The organism is Burkholderia diffusa (assembly GCF_902499115.1).
Lineage (GTDB): Bacteria > Pseudomonadota > Gammaproteobacteria > Burkholderiales > Burkholderiaceae > Burkholderia > Burkholderia diffusa.
The window spans coordinates 89723-108964 of record NZ_CABVPN010000001.1; the positions used below are offsets into that span (position 1 = coordinate 89723).

Below are 19242 nucleotides of genomic sequence, written 5' to 3' on the forward strand. Positions count from 1 at the left end.
CTACATCCGGAGACCCTATTCGATGAAAAAAGCGCTGCATCGCGCCGCATTCGTACTGTGCGCTGCCGCGGCGGCCACCGCCTCCGCCGCCAGCCCCTGCCCCGCCGCCGACACCGCCGCACGCGCGGCGCTCGACGCGCAGCACCGCGTACAGCAAGTCCGGAATCCGCAAGGCGACGGCGGCGGCACGGTCGACGTCTCGCCGCCTTTGCGCGACGCGCTTCGCGCGTACAAGCAGGCGCTCGTCGGCGCGATCGACGCGCGGCTTGCGTGCAGCGACGAACACGTCGAGCCGGCTGCGCTGAAACGCACGCTTGCGGCCGCACTCGGCGTACCCGCCCAATCCACCCAATCCGCCCAGCCGAAAAACGCCGAATCGGCATTCGGTCGCAACCCGGACGTCGACGTCCAACGCGACGGCACGTCCCGCCCGCTCCTCTTCGTGCGCGCCGGCTTCGACATCCCATGCGGCGACGACAACCTGCTCACTGCCTACGCATGGGAAAACGGCGGCTGGCGGCGGGTGCTGCGCTGGCAGGCCGACGACTACAAGGACATCGGCGGCGCCTACGGCGGCGGCTTCTGGTTCGGCGCATTGCCCCGCGGCCAGGTGGCGGTCGTCCACGGCACGCCGTGGTGCTCGTCGCGCTGGAGCCGGTTCGGCGCGGACGTGGTCGCGCCGGCAAGCGGCGCGGCCGCGCAACACACGCTGTTCCATACGGCTCACGGCTACGTGCTCGACGACGACGCGATCCGCTTCAAGGTGCGCCCCGACGGCTTCGAACTGCGCATGACGGTCGGCTCGCGCGACAGCGACGTGATGACACGGCCGGGCATCTTCCGCTATCGCGTCGACGGCGACACCGTGCAACGCGTGCAGCCGGTCGCGGTCAACGGTCGCGATTTCGTCGATGAATGGCTGGGCGTGGACGATACGCTCGCGCGCGCCTGGAGCGAACCCGCGGCCGCTGCGGCGGCGCTGCAAGCGCGACAGGCGTTCATTGCGGAAAGCAAGGCGCCCGATACCGGGTTCGCCTACGGACCGGTACGCGGCTGCGCGGACAGCAAGGATCTCTTCCAGGTCGAACTGGATCTGACGGGCAAGGACGGAAACACGGTTGCGCGACGCTACGCGCTGATCCGCCAGGAGCGCAACGGGTTCACGATGCTCGGGCTACGCAAGGCGGCCGAGCCGGCATGCCACGGCGCGAACCTGATGCCGCGGCACTGAACGTCGGCGGCACGGCGACGCCTCACAGGAATCGACGGCAAGCGGCACGCGCGCCTCGGCGTGCCCGGCCGCCCATCATTGGGCGCGTCGCGGCTCGAACACGAACGGTTGCGTGAGCAGGAACGGATTCGCGGTGGCGCCCGTCTGCGCGCAGGTCGCGTGCGTCATCGCATCGACGGCCGCGCGGTCCGCCGCCGCATTGCGGCTGCTCGTCGTCACGGTGACGTTCTGCGCTTCGCCCGCGGTCGTCATCAGCGCGCGCACGAGCACGGTGACCGGACGCGTGAGCGGCTTCGCGCTATCCGGATAGACGGCGCGCGGAATGTGGCAGGTCAGCTTGCTTTCCTGCGACGACGACAGCATCGCGCAGCCGGAAACCAGCACGGCGACGGCAGGCAGGATCAGGAGGGTCGAGCGAAGGGCCATGGTCGAATATCGTTCTTCAGTACTGTTGCGGACGAACGCCGCGCCGGCGGACATCGCCCCGCGCCGCGGCCATCGGACCGGCGCGCCGTTACGGCCGCACGACCGGCGGCTGCCCGGTCGCGATCCTGCTTGTCGGGTTCCCGGAGATCCGGGGCGGCGTTCGCGGTAGCGGCCCGCAGCGGGCGGCCGCGCACGCGAACGCTTTGCCGCATTGTGCACGCGCCGCCTTGCGCGTGGCCGCGATTTGACAATGGTTGACGCGAATCACACCGGATTCGGCAGGCATCCATTCCGCGGGGGAAGCAATCGCCGCCCCCTTCGCCCCGCCATCGCCCACCCGCCTCACCGCAATGCGGCCAGCGCCGGGATTCCCCGCCCGGCGCCGCGCGGTGTCGGCACGGTGTTCAGCGTGGCGTCACTCGGAATCGTCGTCGGAGTCGTCCTCGTCCGCATCGGCCGGCACTTCCCCGTACTTCGCGACGACGGCCGCCTTGAACGCCTTCAGTGCCGGTTGCTGGTCGCACAGCTTGTACAGCAACGCCAACTGCTGCGGCCAGTCCTTCAATTCCTTCGCGAACACATGCAGGCGCGCGACTGTATCGAGGGCGTCGGCTTCGCGACCGGCCAGCGCCTGCAGCACCGCATAGCGGCGCAGCACCGTCTCGCCGGGCAGCAGCGCGATCGCGCGCTCATGCGCGAGGAGCTTGAGCGGCAGGTTGTCCGGCGAAATTGCCAGCAGCGTGGCCGCCCCGTAATCGCCCCACGCGCCGAACAACAGCGACGGCGCATCGCGGTACTGTGCGGCCGGATCGCTGCCGTAATACAGCACTTCCGCGCGCTGGTAGTCGCGCAGCACGGGCACCGCCGCCAGCACGCCGCCGAACGACAGCACCGCGAACAGCCCGAACGCCGCGCGCCCCGGCAGGATGCGCAACGGCTTCACCTCGAGCAGGCCGATCACGAACATCGCCGGCAGCAGGAAGAACATGTACTGCTGCGGATATTCGACGAGCGCATGCATCAACAGGATGCCGATCAGCGCGAGGCCGAACACGCGCGAGCTCGACTGCGGCGCGCGCACCGCGCGCACGAACCACGTCACGAGCGCGACGACGAGCACGCCGAGGCCGACGAGGCCGGACTTCGCGAGCAGGTCGATGAAGATGTCGTGCGAGTTGTTCGCGATCTCGACACCGCCGAGCGTGCGCACGAGCGCGAACTGGTGCGACGGGAACTCGCCCCAGCCGACGCCGAGCACCGGATGCTCGCGGAACATCGCGAGCCCGTACTTCCAGAGCGCGAGGCGCGGCGCGATCTGCCCCGCGTCGCGCATCCGGTCGGCCGCCGACTCGGCGAGCCCCAGATGGAAATGCACGTTGGCCCAGCGCACCGCAACGTTCACCGCGACGAAGGCCACCGCGAGCGCGACCGGCATCACCCATGCGCGGCGGTTGCCCGGCGCGCGGCGCGACTCGAGCCACGCCATCCAGAAGCCCGCGACGACCAGCACCGCAACCTGCAGCCACGGGCCGCGCGACACCGTCAGCGCGAGCCCGGCCGACAGCACGATCGACAGCGCGAGCCACGCCCATACCGCGAGCCGGCGCGTCTGCACCAGATACAGCGCGCCCGCGAGCGCGAACGCGATGTAGGTCGCCAGGTGGTTCGCCTGTGCCATGTTGCCGTACGGACGGCGATCGACCGCGATGTTGTACACCACGACGAACGGCGACACCGCGGATTCGAGATGGAACAACTGCACGACCTGGCTCGCGACCGCGAGCATCCCGCCGAGCAGCAGCGCGCCGGACATCATTTGCGCGGCGGCTTCGGCGAGCCCCTCGCGCGCCAGCGTGTAGCCGGCCTGCATCGCGACCAGCGCGGCGGCCAGGTAGCCGACCGCCAGCCAATTCATCGACGGCACCTTGAGCGGCATGAGCGCGACCTGCGCGATCAGCACCGCCGCGAACCCGAGCGGCGCGACGAACGCGGCCGGCGCGGCGAACGGCTCGGCCGGGCGGCCCGTGCGTGCGAGCAGCACGACGGAGAGCCCCACCAGCAGATACAGCACCAGCGCGGCAAACTCGGAATAGAAGGTCGGGATCGGATACGTGTGATTCGTGATCGAGTACGGCACGATCAGGGCGACAGCCAGCGCAACGAGCGGCAACGAACGGGAAAAAGTAGAAGGCATGAGCGAACCGGATGTCAGCAACCGGCGCACTATACAAAACTTTCCCCCCTCTGTGCGGGCCCGTCGTGCCATTGCCCACGCGCCGGGGCGGGCGCAGCCGGCCGGCGGGCGCCGCGCCGCGCACGCGGCCACGGACTTGGCGGCATGCCCCCGACACTACGCGCGGCACTCCGCGGGCGCATATTGCGCGGGCAAAGTCGCGGCCTCCGCCGGTAACGGGCCCGCGCCCGGCGCCGGAAGCGACGACGCAGACTTGCCGGCGGCAAAGCACTCCCACGCGATCGCACCCGCCTGCATCGCGCCCTTTTTCAGCGGCACGCGCGCGGTTGGCGTGTCGGCCTTGTCCGGGGCGGACGGCACCAGGACGAGCGTATTCGCGCCGGCCGCGGCGACGCGGGCGGTGAACGCCACCGTGATCTGGCCGGTGTCGCCGTCGATGGCGACGGATTCGACGTTGCGGGTAGCGGCCGGCGGGCTGTAGCCGCCGTCGAGGCCCGCGCCGCTCGCGGCGTTGTCGGCAACTGCGAGCCGTGCGGACGAAGCAAGCGCGAGCCCCTCGCCGACACGCGACCGCGCGAGGTAATCCTGGTACGCGGGAATCGCATAGGCCGCGATCACGCCGACGATCGCGAGCACGATCATCAGCTCGATCAGCGTGAAGCCGGCCGGCCGGCAGCGCGGCAACGGCCGGCTCGCGCGCCGCAGATCGGCGGCGATGCGACGGAACAGGGAAACGGAAAAGGCTTCGAACATGACTGGCTCCGGAAACGAAAAACGCCTGCCGAATCAGGCAGGCGTTTCGATCGTAGCCAGCGGGCCGCGGCCCCGGCAGTCGGCCGGACGGCCAACGTCACGCGTGCGTGGCGCTGCGGCGTCGCCGGAGCGCGTAACCGGTGGCGACGACGAACAGCGCGCCGGCGATGCTCGCGCCGTAGATCGCCGCCGGCGTATCGAGCACCGGCCAGCGGTCGCCGACCGGGTCGTGCACCATCAGCCCGCCGGCGATCCAGCCCAGCAACCCGGCGCCGAGCGCCACGACGATCGGGAACCGATCGAGCAGCTTCAGCACCAGCGTGCTGCCCCACACGATGATCGGCACGCTGACGACGAGCCCGAAGATCACCAGCGCCAGCCGGTGCGACGGATCGGCCTGCTCGGCCGCGCCGGCGATCGCGATCACGTTGTCGAGGCTCATCACGGCGTCGGCGATCACGATCGTCTTCACCGCGTCCCACAGCCGGTCGGCCGGCTTCACGTTGTCGTGCGCGTCGGCGTCGGGCGCCATCAGCTTGACGCCGATCCACAACAGCAGCAGGCCGCCGCCGAACTTCAGGAACGGGACGTCGAGCAGCACGACCGCGAACGCGATCAGCGCGACCCGCAGCAGGATCGCGCCGGCCGTGCCCCACACGACGCCGCGCAGCCGCTGGTTGGCCGGCAGGTTGCGGCACGCGAGCGCGATCACGACCGCGTTGTCGCCGCCGAGGAGGATGTCGATGATGACGATCTGAAACACCGCGCCCCAGTGGAGCGAGGTCAGGAATTCAAGCATGAGCGGTATCGGGTGCGGGGTAACGGCCGTCGGACAGACGTGCCGGGTGAACGCCGGGACATGCATCGCGCATGCCGGGTGCTTACAAATTCATTGCGAGAGCATAACAAAAAACGCCGGCAAGGCCGGCGTTTTTTGCAGGACGAACCACGCGGAAATTACAGCGCCTTCTTCAGCAGGCGACCCATTTCCGACGGGTTGCGCGTGACGGTGATGCCGCACGCTTCCATGATTTCCAGCTTCGCTTCGGCCGTATCCGCACCGCCCGAGATCAGCGCGCCGGCGTGGCCCATGCGCTTGCCCGGAGGCGCCGTGACGCCAGCGATGAAGCCGACGACCGGCTTCTTCATGTTGTCCTTGATCCACTGAGCGGCGTTGGCTTCGTCCGGACCGCCGATCTCGCCGATCATCACGACCGCGTCCGTATCCGGATCGTCGTTGAACATCTTCATCACGTCGATGTGCTTCAGACCGTTGATCGGGTCGCCGCCGATGCCGACTGCCGACGACTGGCCGAGGCCCAGCGCCGTCAGCTGTGCAACGGCTTCATACGTCAGCGTGCCCGAACGCGACACGACGCCGATGCGGCCCTTGCGGTGGATGTGACCCGGCATGATGCCGATCTTCAGCTCGTCCGGCGTGATCGTGCCCGGGCAGTTCGGTCCGAGCAGCAGCGTCTTGCGGCCTTCGCGGCGCATGCGGTCCTTCACTTCGATCATGTCACGGACGGGAATGCCTTCCGTGATGCAGATCGCGAGATCGAGGTCGGCTTCGACCGCTTCCCAGATCGCAGCGGCTGCGCCTGCCGGCGGAACGTAGATGACCGACACGGTCGCGCCGGTTTCTGCCTTCGCTTCCTTGACGCTCGCGTAGATCGGAATGCCTTCGAAGTCTTCGCCGGCCTTCTTCGGGTTCACGCCCGCGACGAATGCTTCGCGGCCGTTTGCATATTCACGGCAGGCGCGCGTATGGAACTGACCGGTTTTGCCGGTAATGCCCTGCGTGATGACCTTCGTGTCCTTGTTGATCAGAATCGACATGTATTTTGACCTCTGTTCGATTGGCGTCGCGTATCTGCCGCGCCGCCATGCGTATTCGATAGCGTTACTTGCCTTCGGCAGCCGCGACGACCTTCTGCGCAGCCTCTTCCATGCTGTCCGCCGAGATGATCGGCAGGCCCGAATCGGCCAGCATCTTCTTGCCGAGGTCCTCGTTCGTGCCCTTCATGCGCACGACGAGCGGCACGTTCAGGTTCACGGCCTTCGAACCGGCGATCACGCCTTCCGCGATCACGTCGCAGCGCATGATGCCGCCGAAGATGTTCACGAGGATCGCCTTCAGGTCCGGGTTCTTCAGCATCAGCTTGAACGCTTCGGTGACCTTCTCGGTCGTCGCGCCACCGCCGACGTCCAGGAAGTTCGCCGGCTCGCCGCCGAACAGCTTGATCGTGTCCATCGTCGCCATCGCGAGGCCTGCGCCGTTCACGAGACAGCCGATGTTGCCGTCGAGCGAGATGTATGCGAGGTCGAACTTCGACGCTTCGATTTCAGCCGGGTCTTCTTCGTCCAGGTCGCGGTACGCGACGATTTCCGGGTGGCGGAACAGCGCGTTCGAGTCGAAGTTGAACTTCGCGTCGAGTGCGATGACCTTGCCGTCGCCGGAGACGTTCAGCGGGTTGATTTCAGCCAGCGACGCGTCGGTTTCCCAGAATGCCTTGTACAGGCCTTGCAGGATGGCGCGCGCTTGCGGAATCGAAGCAGCCGGCACGCCGATCTTCGCGGCGAGGTCGTCGGCCTGCGCGTCGAGCAGGCCCGTCGACGGCTCGACGATGACCTTGTGGATCAGTTCCGGGTGCTTTTCGGCAACTTCTTCGATGTCCATGCCGCCTTCGCTCGAACCCATCAGAACGATCTTTTGCGACACGCGATCAACGACGAGGCTGACGTACAGTTCCTGCTTGATGTCGGCGCCTTCTTCGATCATCAGACGGTTGACCTTTTGGCCTTCCGGACCGGTCTGGTGCGTGACGAGCTGCATGCCGAGGATCTGGTTCGCGTATTCGCGAACCTGCTCGATCGACTTCGCCACCTTCACGCCGCCGCCCTTGCCACGGCCACCCGCGTGAATCTGAGCCTTCACGACCCACACCGGGCCGCCCAGCTCTTCTGCCACCTTGACGGCCTCTTCAACCGAGAACGCCGGCTTGCCGCGCGGTACCGCGACTCCGAATTTCCGCAGGATTTCCTTACCCTGGTACTCGTGAATCTTCATGCGTGATTCCCTTCAGTCTGAGAGTTGGATGAAATGTCGCTTAAGACGCTTCTTCGAATGATTTCCGTTCATTCCTTCGTGCTGCCCTCACCGGGCAAGTCCGGCCGGTTCGTGCCATACCAGCGCGGGTAGTACTGCCGCACGACCTCGCCGTCGAACCGCAATGCCCGGCAGCGACCGAGCTGGAAAGGCGGTTCGGCGTGCTCGCCGTCATGGTCCGGTCCTTCGCCTCCCTCCTCGCGCACGTTCCACACGTCACCGGCGAACGCCTGGATCGCTGCCGTCGGCAGCACGGCACACAGTTCGGTGAGATGGGAACAGCCAGCGACGCCGGCGAGCAGCCGGTTCGCGTTGCGGCGGAAATTGCGGAAGAGATTGAGCCCGATGAGGGCCCGATAGGCGGGAGGGGCGGATTGACAGTGACCGGGATAGGGAACCCACTCCGAAGACGCTTCGGCGTCGACGACGTTGAGGTCACGATCGATAGTCACGCGCAGCCAGAGTTCGTGGATCGGCAGGCCTTGGGGCCGGATGCCCGACGCAAGCGCGACATCGCGCGGCTTGTGGTCGGTCAGGCAGGCTTCGATGTCCCACAAGCCGTCGCCGCGCTCGTAGGCTTCCGCTCGGATTGCGCGTCGATGTCGCAACTGACGGGGCACGGGCTCGGATAGCGGCATGCTGGAGGTTGAGGCCGAAGAGGAAAACCCGTGGATTTTAGCATATTGGGTATTTGAGGCATCCGGCCGCGACGGCGGGTATTCCCGCCTGTCCGGAAACGGTTGCATTGCAGCAAAATCGCGCGCAGCGCGCGCGACCGGACCGGTCAGTCGTCGATCGAGAAATCGTCGCCGACCTTCAGCAACTTCACGATGGTCGAGCTCGAGAAGCCGCGCGCGGCAAGGAAGCGCGCCTGCTTCGCGCGCTCGGCGGGCGTTTGCGGCAGTGCACCGAATTTCTTGCGCCAGACGGCCTGCGCGCGTGCCCACTCGGTCTCGCGCAATTGCGCGTTCACTTCCTCGACGAGACTGTCGCCAACCGCATGACGCTTCAGTTCGCTGACGATGCGCGCGACGCCGACGCGCGATGCGCGGCGATGCACGAGGCTCTCGGCAAAGCGTGCGTCGGACAGCCAGCCTTCCTTTTCCAGTGCATCGAGCACCGGCTCGACGGATTCGTCCTCACCGACGTACGGCGCGAGCTTGCGCGCGAGTTCGGCCCGGCTGTACTCGCGCCGGGACAAATAGCCGAGCGCGCGGCCCTTCAGCGAACGCGGCGGTTTCGACGACTTGCGCTCGGTGGCACCGGATTCGTCGCCGGAAGCAGCGTCGGCTGAACCGCCGGACGCACGGCGCGTGCGACGCGGATGCTGGCTGCTGCGCGTATACACATCTTCCTTGACCGACGCAGACACATCAGCCGCGCGCTCGCCCGGAAAGTTGACACCGGACACGCGACGGCGCGACCGGTCGTGCGCGTCGAACGATTCGTCGTCGTCGAATGGATCGACCGGTACGGTCATCTCAAACGAAACGAGGGCATCCTCGGATGCCCTCGTCGCGGTACGGCTCGCGGCATGACTGCCCGCTCTCCGCCGGTTGGCCCCCGAGGATTCGGCTTGCCGGCCGGAGCGACCCGCCGTGTCGGACGCGTCGCTCGGTTCCGGTTCGCCAGCCTGACCTCGGCGCCCGACCATCACTCTTCTTCGTCCATCGCCTCGGCTTCGTCGACCCTTGCACCATCGGGCATGGCGGCAACGCCGAGCGATTCGCGAATGCGGTTTTCGATCTCGCGCGCGATTTCCGGATTCTCGCGCAGGAATTCACGCGCGTTGTCCTTGCCCTGGCCGATCTTCTCGCCGTTGTAGCTGTACCAGGCACCCGCCTTGTCGACGATCTTCGCCTGCACGCCGAGATCGATGATCTCGCCCTGACGCGAAATGCCTTCGCCGTACAGGATGTCGAAGATCGCTTCGCGGAACGGCGGCGACACCTTGTTCTTGACGACCTTCACGCGGGTTTCGTTGCCGATCACCTCGTCGTTCTTCTTGATCGAACCGATGCGGCGGATATCCAGACGCACCGACGAATAGAACTTGAGCGCGTTGCCGCCCGTCGTGGTTTCCGGGTTGCCGAACATCACGCCGATCTTCATCCGGATCTGGTTGATGAAGATCACGAGGCAGTTCGTGCGCTTGATCGTGCCCGTCAGCTTGCGCAGTGCCTGCGACATCAGGCGAGCCTGCAGGCCCGGCAGCGAATCGCCCATCTCGCCTTCGATTTCGGCCTTCGGCACGAGCGCCGCGACCGAGTCGATGACGATCATGTCGATCGAGCCCGAGCGCACCAGCGCGTCGGTGATTTCAAGCGCCTGCTCGCCGGTGTCCGGCTGCGAGATCAGCAGCTCCGGCACGTTCACGCCGAGCTTCGCTGCATATTGAACGTCGAGCGCGTGCTCGGCGTCGATGAAGGCTGCCGTGCCGCCCAGCTTCTGCAGTTCGGCGATGACCTGCAGCGTGAGCGTGGTTTTACCGGACGATTCCGGACCGTAGATCTCGACCACCCGACCGCGCGGCAGACCGCCGACGCCGAGTGCGATATCGAGACCCAGCGAGCCCGTGGAGACGACCTGGATGTCTTCGGCCGCTTCGCCGTCGCCCATCCGCATGATCGACCCCTTGCCGAACTGCTTCTCGATCTGCGCGAGCGCGGCCGCCAGCGCCTTGCTCTTCTCGGCGGTCATCCCGGAGCCCTTCTTGCTATCTTCCATGAATCGTCCTTTGCTATGATGAGCAGCGTCTGTCAGAGGCGCGCCCGCTTTCAAGCGCTGCCCACGAATGCAGACACTGTATAAAAAAACAGTGTTTTATGCAAGCCCGCAATGCAGGCTGCGTTGTACACGGATAACTTCGGAGACAGCCGCGCCGGCGCGAACGCCCCGCCGGCCATCGGTCAGCAACATGCGAATTCTCATCGCCGAAGACGACAGCATACTCGCGGACGGCCTCACCCGGTCACTCCGCCAATCGGGCTATGCCGTCGACCACGTGAAGAGCGGCGTCGAGGCCGATACCGCGCTGTCGATGCAGTCCTTCGACCTGCTGATCCTCGATCTCGGGCTGCCCAAGATGTCCGGGCTCGACGTGCTCAAGCGCCTGCGCGCGCGCAATTCCAATCTCCCCGTGCTGATCCTGACCGCCGCCGACAGCGTCGACGAGCGCGTGAAGGGGCTCGACCTCGGCGCGGACGACTACATGGCCAAGCCGTTCGCGCTCAACGAGCTCGAGGCGCGCGTGCGCGCGCTGACCCGGCGCGGCGCGGGCGGCGGCCCGACCGTCGTGCGCCACGGCTCGCTCGCGTTCGACCAGGTCGGCCGCATCGCCTATGCGAACGACCGCGTGCTCGATCTGTCCGCGCGCGAGCTCGGGCTGCTCGAAGTGCTGCTGCAGCGCATCGGCCGGCTCGTGTCGAAGGAGCAGCTCGTCGACCATCTGTGCGAATGGGGCGAGGAAGTCAGCAACAACGCGATCGAAGTGTACGTGCACCGGCTGCGCAAGAAGATCGAGCCGAGCGGTGTGCGGATTTCCACCGTGCGCGGCCTCGGCTACTGCCTCGAGAAAGTCGCGCCCGCGGCGCCGGCCGACTCGGCCGCGCCCCAGTCCGCGGCGGCCGGCACGCCGCTGCGCTGACCCCGGCCGTCGCCGCGATGGCCACGCCGGCCCATTCCCGCCATCCGACCGGCGATCAGCCGTCCGCCGCCGACGTCGCGCGCGACGCGCGCTACGAGAACCCGTTCGCGCCGCCCGACGAAACCGACACGTCCGAGGCCGCGCGTCCGCGCTCGCTGTTCGGCGAAATCCTCGACTGGATGCTCGCGCCGCTCCTGCTGCTGTGGCCGATGAGCATCGCCGTCACCTATCTCGTCGCGAAGACGATCGCGAACGGCCCGTTCGACCGCGCGCTCGAGACCAACGCGTACGTGCTCGCGCGGCAGATCCATCCGGTCAATGGCGTCGCCGAGCTGACGCTGCCGCAGCAGACGCGCGACTTCCTGCGCGCGGACAACGTCGACAGCGTTTACTTCCAGGTGCTGGGCACGCGCGGCGAGCTGGTCGCGGGCGAGGCCGACATGCCGCTGCCGCGCGACGAGGACCGCCCGCCGCCGGGCGTCGTCGTATTTCGCGACGACCTGCTGCGCGGCAACGACGTGCGCGTCGCGTATACGACCGTCGCGCTGCCCGAGTCGAACAGCGCGCAGCCCGTGCTCGTGCAGGTCGGCGAGACGCTCGACAAGCGCAACGCGCTCGCGAACGACATCATCAAGGGCGTGATCCTGCCGCAGTTCGTGATCCTGCCGCTCGCGATCCTGCTCGTCTGGTTCGGGCTGTCGCGAGGGCTCGCGCCGCTCAACGCGCTGCAGGCGCAGATCCGTGCACGGCGGCCCGACGACCTGTCGCCCGTCGAGGCGCAGCGCGCGCCGCCCGAGATCGAGCCGCTCGTCACGTCGTTCAACGACCTGCTCGCGCGTCTCGAACAGAGCATGGCGCTGCAGAAGCGCTTCATCGCCGACGCCGCGCACCAGATGAAGACGCCGCTCGCGGGGCTGCGCACCCAAGCCGAGTTCGCGTTGCGCCACCCCGTGCCGCCCGACGTGCAGCGTTCGCTCGAACAGATCGCGACGAGCTCCGAGCAGGCCGGGCGACTCGTCACGCAACTGCTCGCGCTCGCGCGCGCCGAGAACCGCGCGAGCGGGCTGACGTTCGAGCCGGTCGAGATCGCCGCGCTGGCACGCCGCACGGTGCGCGACTGGGTGCAGGCCGCGCTCGCGAAGCGCATGGACCTCGGCTACGAAGGTCCGGAGGACGACGCGCCGCTCGAGGTCGACGGCAATCCCGTGATGCTGCGCGAGATGCTCGGCAACCTGGTCGACAACGCAATCCGCTACACGCCCGAAGGCGGCCGCATCACCGTGCGCGTGCGGGCCGAGCGTGCGGCGCGACGTGTGCATCTCGAAGTCGAGGACACCGGGCCCGGCATCCCGGCCACGGAACGCGACCGCGTGGTCGAACGCTTCTACCGGATCCTCGGCCGCGAAGGCGACGGCAGCGGGCTCGGACTTGCGATCGTGCGCGAGATCGCCGCCCAGCACGGCGGCACGCTGACGCTCGACGATCACGTATACCAAAACGCACCTCGCCTCGCGGGCACGCTCGTGCGCATCAGCCTGCCGCTGTCGGACACCGCGCCGGACCAATCCTGATACGCGCGAGTCCGTACCGCGCCGCGATCGCGTCGAAACCCGCGCTTTACCACCCGATTGCGACACGATCGGAACGCGAAACGACCGATTCGGCGCGGGTTAACGCGCAGTCGATTTGTGCACGCGAGTCAGTGCGCCGTAAGTTTCCGTGCCAATAATCGTCGACAGGCCCGCCCACCCAAGGCGGCCGCATATCTATATCAAGAGACTTGGAGACGATTCATGGCAACGTTAGGCGAGCAAATTTCGCACTCGCCGATGACGGGCGAAGAGAAGAAGGTGATCTTCGCGTCGTCGCTCGGCACCGTGTTCGAGTGGTACGACTTTTACCTGGCCGGATCACTCGCGGCCTACATCAGCAAGAGCTTCTTCTCCGGGGTCAATCCGACCGCCGCATTCATCTTCACGCTGCTCGGCTTCGCGGCGGGCTTCGCCGTGCGTCCGTTCGGCGCGATCGTGTTCGGCCGACTCGGCGACCTCGTCGGCCGCAAGCACACGTTCCTCGTGACGATCGTGATCATGGGCATCTCGACCTTCGTGGTCGGCTTCCTGCCCGGCTACACATCGATCGGCATCGCGGCGCCCGTGATCTTCATCGCGATGCGGCTGCTGCAGGGCCTCGCGCTCGGCGGCGAGTACGGCGGCGCGGCGACCTACGTCGCCGAGCATGCGCCGGCGAACCGTCGCGGCTTCTATACCGCGTGGATCCAGACGACCGCGACCCTCGGCCTGTTCCTGTCGCTGCTCGTGATCCTCGGCGTGCGCACGTTCATCGGCGAGGAAGCGTTCGGCAGCTGGGGCTGGCGCGTGCCGTTCGTCGCGTCGATCCTGCTGCTCGCGGTATCGGTGTGGATCCGGATGCAGCTGAACGAATCGCCGGTGTTCCTGCGCATCAAGGCGGAAGGCAAGACGTCGAAGGCGCCGCTGACCGAAGCGTTCGGCCAGTGGAAGAACCTGAAGATCGTGATCCTCGCGCTCATCGGCCTGACGGCCGGCCAGGCCGTCGTGTGGTACACCGGCCAGTTCTACGCACTGTTCTTCCTCACGCAGACGCTGAAGGTCGACGGTGCCAGCGCGAACATCCTGATCGCGATCGCACTCCTGATCGGCACACCGTTCTTCCTGTTCTTCGGTTCGCTGTCGGACAAGATCGGCCGCAAGCCGATCATCCTCGCGGGCTGCCTGATCGCGGCGCTCACCTACTTCCCGCTGTTCAAGGCGCTCACGCACTACGCGAACCCGCAGCTCGAACTCGCGACGCAGAAGGCGCCGATCACGGTCGTCGCCGATCCGGCCACCTGCTCGTTCCAGTTCAACCCGGTGGGCACGTCGAAGTTCACGAGCTCGTGCGACATCGCGAAGAGCGCGCTCGCCAAGGCCGGCCTGAACTACGAGAACGTCGCGGCTCCGGCCGGTACGCTGGCCGAAATCAAGGTCGGCGATACGGTGATCCAGACCTACGACGGCAAGGCGGCCGACACGAAGGCGCAGGGCGCGGCGTTCGACAAGACGCTCGCGTCAACGCTGAAGGCGGCCGGCTACCCGGCGAAGGCCGACCCGGCGCAGCTCAACTGGCCGATGACGATCGTGATCCTGACGATCCTCGTGATCTACGTGACGATGGTCTACGGCCCGATCGCCGCGATGCTGGTCGAGATGTTCCCGACGCGGATCCGCTACACGTCGATGTCGCTGCCCTATCACATCGGCAACGGCTGGTTCGGCGGCTTCCTGCCGGCGACCGCGTTCGCGATCGTCGCGGCGAAGGGCGACATCTACTCGGGGCTCTGGTATCCGATCGTGATCGCGCTGGCCACGTTCGTGATCGGCCTGCTGTTCGTCAAGGAGACGAAGGACTCGAATATCTACGCGCAGGATTGAGGTAGGTCGGTTGCGGGCGGCATCCCCGCCCGCAATCGGTGCCGGCGCCGGCACCGGCACTTTTTTTCAGGAAAGTGAAAAAAGGTGTTGACAGCCCGGCGGCACATCTGCATAATTCAATTCTTCGGCGAATTAGCTCAGTCGGTTAGAGCGACGGAATCATAATCCGCAGGTCCGGGGTTCGAGTCCCTGATTCGCCACCAAATGTGGAAGCCCGGTAGATCCTTGATCTACCGGGCTTTTTCAGTTCCGGTCCCGCTGGTTCGCTACGAGCCGATTTCTTTTACGATCCTCTCGCAGTGCAATTTCGGTGCAATACGCGGTGCAGACCTCAAGGAAGGAGCACCATGGCAGCACTGACAAAGACCCCCTCTGGTACCTGGAAAGCGACCATCCGGCGCGTTGGCTGGCCGACGACCGCCAAGACGTTTCGCACGAAGCGCGATGCCGAGGATTGGGCTCGACGCACCGAGGACGAGATGGTACGAGGCGTGTTCATCCAGCGCGCACCGTCCGAGAAGACCACGGTTGCCGACGCGCTCGACCGATACGAGCGCGAAATCGTCCCTACCAAGAAAGCCAGCACGCAGCGCAGGGAAGGTGCGCGCATCCGTGAGCTGAAGGCCCACTTCGGGAAATATTCGCTTGCCGCTGTCACCCCCGACCTCGTGGCCCGCTATCGCGACGATCGACTGGCCCAAGGTAAGGCAAACAACACGGTCCGCCTTGAGCTCGCCCTGCTCGGCCACCTATTCAACGTGGCGATCAAGGAATGGCATATCGGGCTAATCTTTAACCCTGTTGCCAACATCCGTAAGCCCAGCCCCGGCGAGGGCCGAAATCGGCGCCTGTCCGGACGCGAGCAAGCGACGCTACTCACAGTCGTCGACGGGCACTCAAATCCGATGCTGGGCTGGATCGTGCGCCTGGCGATAGAAACCGGCATGCGTCAGTCCGAGATACTTGGACTGCGCCGCGGCCAGGTCGATCTGGACCGGCGTGTCGTACGCCTAACGGACACCAAGAACAACGCAGCCCGCACGGTGCCATTGACCAGGCTCGCCGCAGCGGTCCTGCAAAACGCCCTCGCCAATCCCGTCAGACCGATCGACACTGATCTCGTGTTTTTCGGCGAGCCGGGCCGCGACGGAAAGCGGCGCGCATATCAGTTCACCAAGATCTGGAACGGACTTAAAAAACGCACCGGGCTGGTGGATTTCCGCTTCCATGATCTACGGCACGAGGCCGTCAGCCGCCTAGTCGAGGCTGGGCTCACTGATCAGGAAGTGGCTTCGATCAGCGGGCACAAATCGATGCAGATGCTGCGACGGTACACCCACCTCCGTGCGGAAGACCTCGTCAGTAAGCTAGATGCCCTTGCGTCTCCCGAACGGTAAATCCCATAGACTCGCCAGCATGGCCGAGTGATCATCTTCGCTCGGCCTGTATAGAAACGGATTGCTCGCATAGACCACGGCGAAGAACTCGGGGTCGTCCCCGTGCATCGCCTCAAGGAATTTTCGATACTCGGGATACACGACCAGGTTCGCCCGCTCCCGGTTCATAAAATGCTCTCGCAGATCACCCCAAATCTGGACGATTTGTAGCCACGGCGACCATTCCACTAATGCGAGCCAGAGGAGCAAATGAATTGAAACGGCGGTCTGGAAATCTCCGCGCATAGCATCCCACTGAAGCCTATAAAGGACGATCGCTCGACCAAGATCCTCGGCTTCGATCCGCACGCCCGCTCGTGAATTCGACCACAGCTTCATCTCAAGATCGCCAACTACGTCGCCGAATTCCTCCCCCTCCCCCCAAGCGACGCCATCATCACACCCAGCATAGATATCCCACAGTGCGGAGTGGTCGTCGTTGCACCCCCAAAGGGCTCGCCACAAATGACCAGGTCCGAACTCGAACAGATCATAAGCACTCTGGTGCCGCCCCGACGCTGAGGGATAAAACAACTCGACGTCTCGCCTTCTTCGGTCCGGTTCCGGCGGATCATAGAAACGGGAGTCAGGAAAAAGCTCGTGCAGATGATCGATCGATGCTTTCGTCAAGGTCGCATCACCCGCAAAGTTCTTCGCCCACTTTCCCGACCGAGCAGTCCACCAGGAAACTAGCCGATGCCGCTTCCCCATCGTTCGGTCGAACCATAGTGCGAATTGATTGGCGTTCCCAACACTCTCTGCCCGCCACGCCAGAGCATGCATCGTGGCAATCGTGCGAATGCGATCACGAAAACGCTCATCGTCAGTTTTGGTCGGGCGACCGCGCCGCGGCCGCGCCGGATGAAGGCAAACATCCAGCTGATTCTCAATGGTCTTGGCAGCCGTCGGCATCGTTTGAAGCTGTGCATTTATTTTACGAACAAATATACCTCAACCTAGCGAAAACTACAGATACCAACCGTAATTTGTAGATGCCATCGAGCCCCCTATGACAGCCACCCTCGCGACCCTGAAGGAACGTTATTCCGTCTTGATGACGCTGGACCAACTCGCAGAGATTCTTAACCGTAGTCCGGAAGGGCTCCGCATCAGCCTGAGCACATCACGATCCAATTGGGCAGAGCACATCAACGCTACTAAGGTTCACATCGGCCGAAGGATCTACTTCCGTACGGAAGCAATTGCCCGATTGATAGACGAGCAGTTCTCCGTGCAAAAGCCGTGAGACCCGCCATGAACGAACGACAGGGGAAGTTTTTCCGCGCGGAAACGACATGGTTCCATGTGTTTCACTCCATGATCGCGACCGGGGATATCGCGCGCATCGGGCCGTACGCGGTCACGGTCTATCTGGTGATCAAGGCTCACGCAAACTTCGAAACAGGCAAGTCCTTTCCCGGCATCGAAACCTTGGTAATGGAATCCGGCATCAGCCGCAGCCAAGTCCTTCGCTCGTTGGAAGCTCTCGAGGTAAACGGATACATCACGAGAACCCGCAAGGGGCGACGCAACGAATACCGGCTCCGCGAGAAGGTTTGCATCCAAGATGGGGCTGGCCGCCCTGCGGCCGTGGCAACCTGGGACTATCTTCCCTCTTCGATCAAAGCAGCCACTGCCGACTTGAAAAACGTCCTGGTCTCCGGAGATTTCGCTGGGTCAAGAATCGTCCAGATCGAGCGGTTGCAGGTCAACGTCACGCATGCCAGTGGCAACGCTGTCGTTTTCAATGCGCAGGATATCGCGTGCCTGCCGGAGGAGATGCGCGACATGCTGCTCTCGTTGCGAACAAAGATCGAGGCTCGGCGGCAGGCGGACGTTATACACAGCTCTGACTGACACGTGTCAGGCAGACACCCGACATCTTCACATTGGTGTCCAGCGGGCATCATTTCGCAGGGAAACGGTGTCTGGGTGGCACCCTAACAAGATAGATATTTATTGTTAACAAGAGCCGCTTCACTTGCCCGACGGCTGGGGATAACTGCTCTCATCGCACCAAAAATGAACCTGCAGCAGCAGCGCTTGCTGAAGCGCACGGATGACCACCGAGTCGACTCCGACGATCCACGTGGATAGAAGGAATCCCATGAACAATTGCCGTCGCCCGCGACATATTCCGCCTACCGACCTTGCAGCACTGCATCGAGAGGTGCTTGCCCGCGGCCGGGAAGCTGCATTGCCACAAAACCTCCCCGACAGGTGGTTGCGCGCTATCGTCCGGGACATGATGGAGTGCATGTTTGACGAGACAGGCGCGTCCAGCTCCGCTGCAGGTGCGGTCTTACTGGTCCTCGCCCTTGCTCTGCCCCGTGACGCAGGAGCATCTATTGGCATACCCGATGAATGTTTGCTGCCTGACGACAAGCTGACCATCTACTTCGCGAAATATCGAGATGCTTTGATGGAGGAACTTGTGGCTCGGCAGACGGGTATCTTTCGGCTTTCGTATTCGCTCTCGGACATCTTCGATTGATTGGTCAGAGGCGACCATGTCAAGTCACAAGTCGGCACTCGTGGAATCAGCGGCGCGCCCCTGTGTTAGTGATCTTTCTGGAGCAAAGCATTTGAATTGCGCAAAGGGCCTCAGCGCGCCGGCCAGTTTACTTGCACACGCAACGCACACGGACTGCACACGGTGGTTCGGCATGCACCCGTTCTGCCCTCGAAATGCATACGGTTTGCACCTCGCACCACACCGCTTTGATGGCAATAGCCTGCTCGGGCCAACTTTTCGCAAAGTTGTCCCCTTTTCGTTCCCGGCATGTACCCGTTTTGTGCTCGGCACCCAGTCGCCGCGCCCGATTTGTACCCGCTGTGTGCCCGGGATCGGGATTTAAACCCCGAAAGTAAGGGCTAGTGGAACATAAAGGGCGTAATACGCTTGCAGTCGCATTTTTGCCCAACTCCTTGATTGACGGTCGGTTCAGCGTATTACAGCAGGCACCGTTTCAGCAGTTTTGTATGCCCATTCGGA

Annotated in this window: 18 protein-coding genes and 1 tRNA gene; 9 read left to right on the forward strand and 10 right to left on the reverse strand. The window is 64.9% G+C overall.

Annotation, left to right across the window (positions count from 1 at the left end; genetic code table 11):
• The first annotated feature begins 22 nt into the window (after window positions 1-22).
• A complete protein-coding gene (locus BTE28158_RS00420) occupies window positions 23-1231 on the forward strand; it encodes a hypothetical protein (RefSeq protein ID WP_151051455.1) in 1209 nt (402 codons plus the stop codon).
• Between the two features lie 75 nt (window positions 1232-1306).
• On the opposite strand, the gene BTE28158_RS00425 is transcribed toward BTE28158_RS00420, so the two are convergent.
• The 9 genes from BTE28158_RS00425 to recA form a co-directional block, all read right to left on the reverse strand.
• Entirely contained in the window at window positions 1307-1657 is a 351-nt protein-coding gene (locus BTE28158_RS00425; RefSeq protein WP_006749941.1) for a TonB family protein, read from the reverse strand.
• Between the two features lie 415 nt (window positions 1658-2072).
• Window positions 2073-3851: a PglL family O-oligosaccharyltransferase gene (locus BTE28158_RS00430; protein ID WP_151051457.1), complete on the reverse strand. Its 1779-nt coding sequence runs from the start codon at window positions 3849-3851 to the stop codon at window positions 2073-2075.
• 156 nt (window positions 3852-4007) lie between these two features.
• Window positions 4008-4604 carry a pilin gene (locus BTE28158_RS00435; protein ID WP_059607921.1) on the reverse strand — a complete coding sequence of 199 codons (597 nt, stop codon included), beginning with the start codon at window positions 4602-4604 and terminating at the stop codon, window positions 4008-4010.
• 97 nt (window positions 4605-4701) lie between these two features.
• Window positions 4702-5403: a TerC family protein gene (locus BTE28158_RS00440; RefSeq protein ID WP_124621384.1), complete on the reverse strand. Its 702-nt coding sequence runs from the start codon at window positions 5401-5403 to the stop codon at window positions 4702-4704.
• A 158-nt stretch (window positions 5404-5561) separates the two neighbouring features.
• Window positions 5562-6443 (reverse strand): succinate--CoA ligase subunit alpha, encoded by an 882-nt coding sequence (gene sucD / locus BTE28158_RS00445; RefSeq protein WP_010090788.1) that lies wholly within the window; start codon window positions 6441-6443, stop codon window positions 5562-5564.
• 64 nt (window positions 6444-6507) lie between these two features.
• Window positions 6508-7674, reverse strand: coding sequence for an ADP-forming succinate--CoA ligase subunit beta (gene sucC, locus BTE28158_RS00450; protein WP_059528034.1), 1167 nt, complete (start codon window positions 7672-7674; stop codon window positions 6508-6510).
• 68 nt (window positions 7675-7742) lie between these two features.
• Window positions 7743-8351, reverse strand: coding sequence for a DUF2889 domain-containing protein (locus BTE28158_RS00455; RefSeq protein ID WP_059528036.1), 609 nt, complete (start codon window positions 8349-8351; stop codon window positions 7743-7745).
• Window positions 8352-8497: 146 nt separating this feature from the next.
• Window positions 8498-9367, reverse strand: coding sequence for a recombination regulator RecX (gene recX / locus BTE28158_RS00460; RefSeq protein ID WP_151052115.1), 870 nt, complete (start codon window positions 9365-9367; stop codon window positions 8498-8500).
• The gene (gene recA / locus BTE28158_RS00465) at window positions 9367-10440 is read right to left on the reverse strand and encodes a recombinase RecA (RefSeq protein ID WP_059607555.1); all 1074 of its coding nucleotides are present in this window, start codon (window positions 10438-10440) and stop codon (window positions 9367-9369) included. Before recA ends, recX begins: the two co-directional genes overlap by 1 nt.
• Before the next feature lie 190 nt (window positions 10441-10630).
• Here recA and BTE28158_RS00470 point away from each other — a divergent pair, with 190 nt between their 5' ends.
• From BTE28158_RS00470 to BTE28158_RS00490, 5 genes are all read left to right on the forward strand, one after another.
• The gene (locus tag BTE28158_RS00470; RefSeq protein WP_059607556.1) at window positions 10631-11359 is read left to right on the forward strand and encodes a response regulator transcription factor; all 729 of its coding nucleotides are present in this window, start codon (window positions 10631-10633) and stop codon (window positions 11357-11359) included.
• Between the two features lie 17 nt (window positions 11360-11376).
• Complete coding sequence (locus tag BTE28158_RS00475; RefSeq protein ID WP_059607557.1) at window positions 11377-12930, forward strand: sensor histidine kinase; 1554 nt, start codon at window positions 11377-11379, stop codon at window positions 12928-12930.
• 222 nt (window positions 12931-13152) lie between these two features.
• A complete protein-coding gene (locus tag BTE28158_RS00480) occupies window positions 13153-14811 on the forward strand; it encodes an MFS transporter (protein WP_059607559.1) in 1659 nt (552 codons plus the stop codon).
• A 126-nt stretch (window positions 14812-14937) separates the two neighbouring features.
• A tRNA-Met gene (locus BTE28158_RS00485) sits at window positions 14938-15014 on the forward strand.
• A 144-nt stretch (window positions 15015-15158) separates the two neighbouring features.
• A complete protein-coding gene (locus tag BTE28158_RS00490) occupies window positions 15159-16208 on the forward strand; it encodes a tyrosine-type recombinase/integrase (protein ID WP_151049616.1) in 1050 nt (349 codons plus the stop codon).
• Here the strand turns inward: BTE28158_RS00490 and BTE28158_RS00495 are convergent.
• Window positions 16179-17159 (reverse strand): hypothetical protein, encoded by a 981-nt coding sequence (locus BTE28158_RS00495; protein WP_151049615.1) that lies wholly within the window; start codon window positions 17157-17159, stop codon window positions 16179-16181. The genes BTE28158_RS00490 and BTE28158_RS00495 overlap by 30 nt on opposite strands.
• A gap of 97 nt (window positions 17160-17256) precedes the next feature.
• On the opposite strand from BTE28158_RS00495, the gene BTE28158_RS00500 reads away from it, so the two are divergent.
• The 3 genes from BTE28158_RS00500 (at window position 17257) to BTE28158_RS00510 (ending at window position 18741) form a co-directional block, all read left to right on the forward strand.
• Complete coding sequence (locus BTE28158_RS00500) at window positions 17257-17493, forward strand: hypothetical protein (RefSeq protein ID WP_151049613.1); 237 nt, start codon at window positions 17257-17259, stop codon at window positions 17491-17493.
• Window positions 17494-17501: 8 nt separating this feature from the next.
• A complete protein-coding gene (locus tag BTE28158_RS00505) occupies window positions 17502-18104 on the forward strand; it encodes a helix-turn-helix domain-containing protein (protein ID WP_151049611.1) in 603 nt (200 codons plus the stop codon).
• 250 nt (window positions 18105-18354) lie between these two features.
• A complete protein-coding gene (locus BTE28158_RS00510) occupies window positions 18355-18741 on the forward strand; it encodes a hypothetical protein (RefSeq protein ID WP_151049609.1) in 387 nt (128 codons plus the stop codon).
• The last annotated feature ends 501 nt before the right edge of the window (window positions 18742-19242 follow it).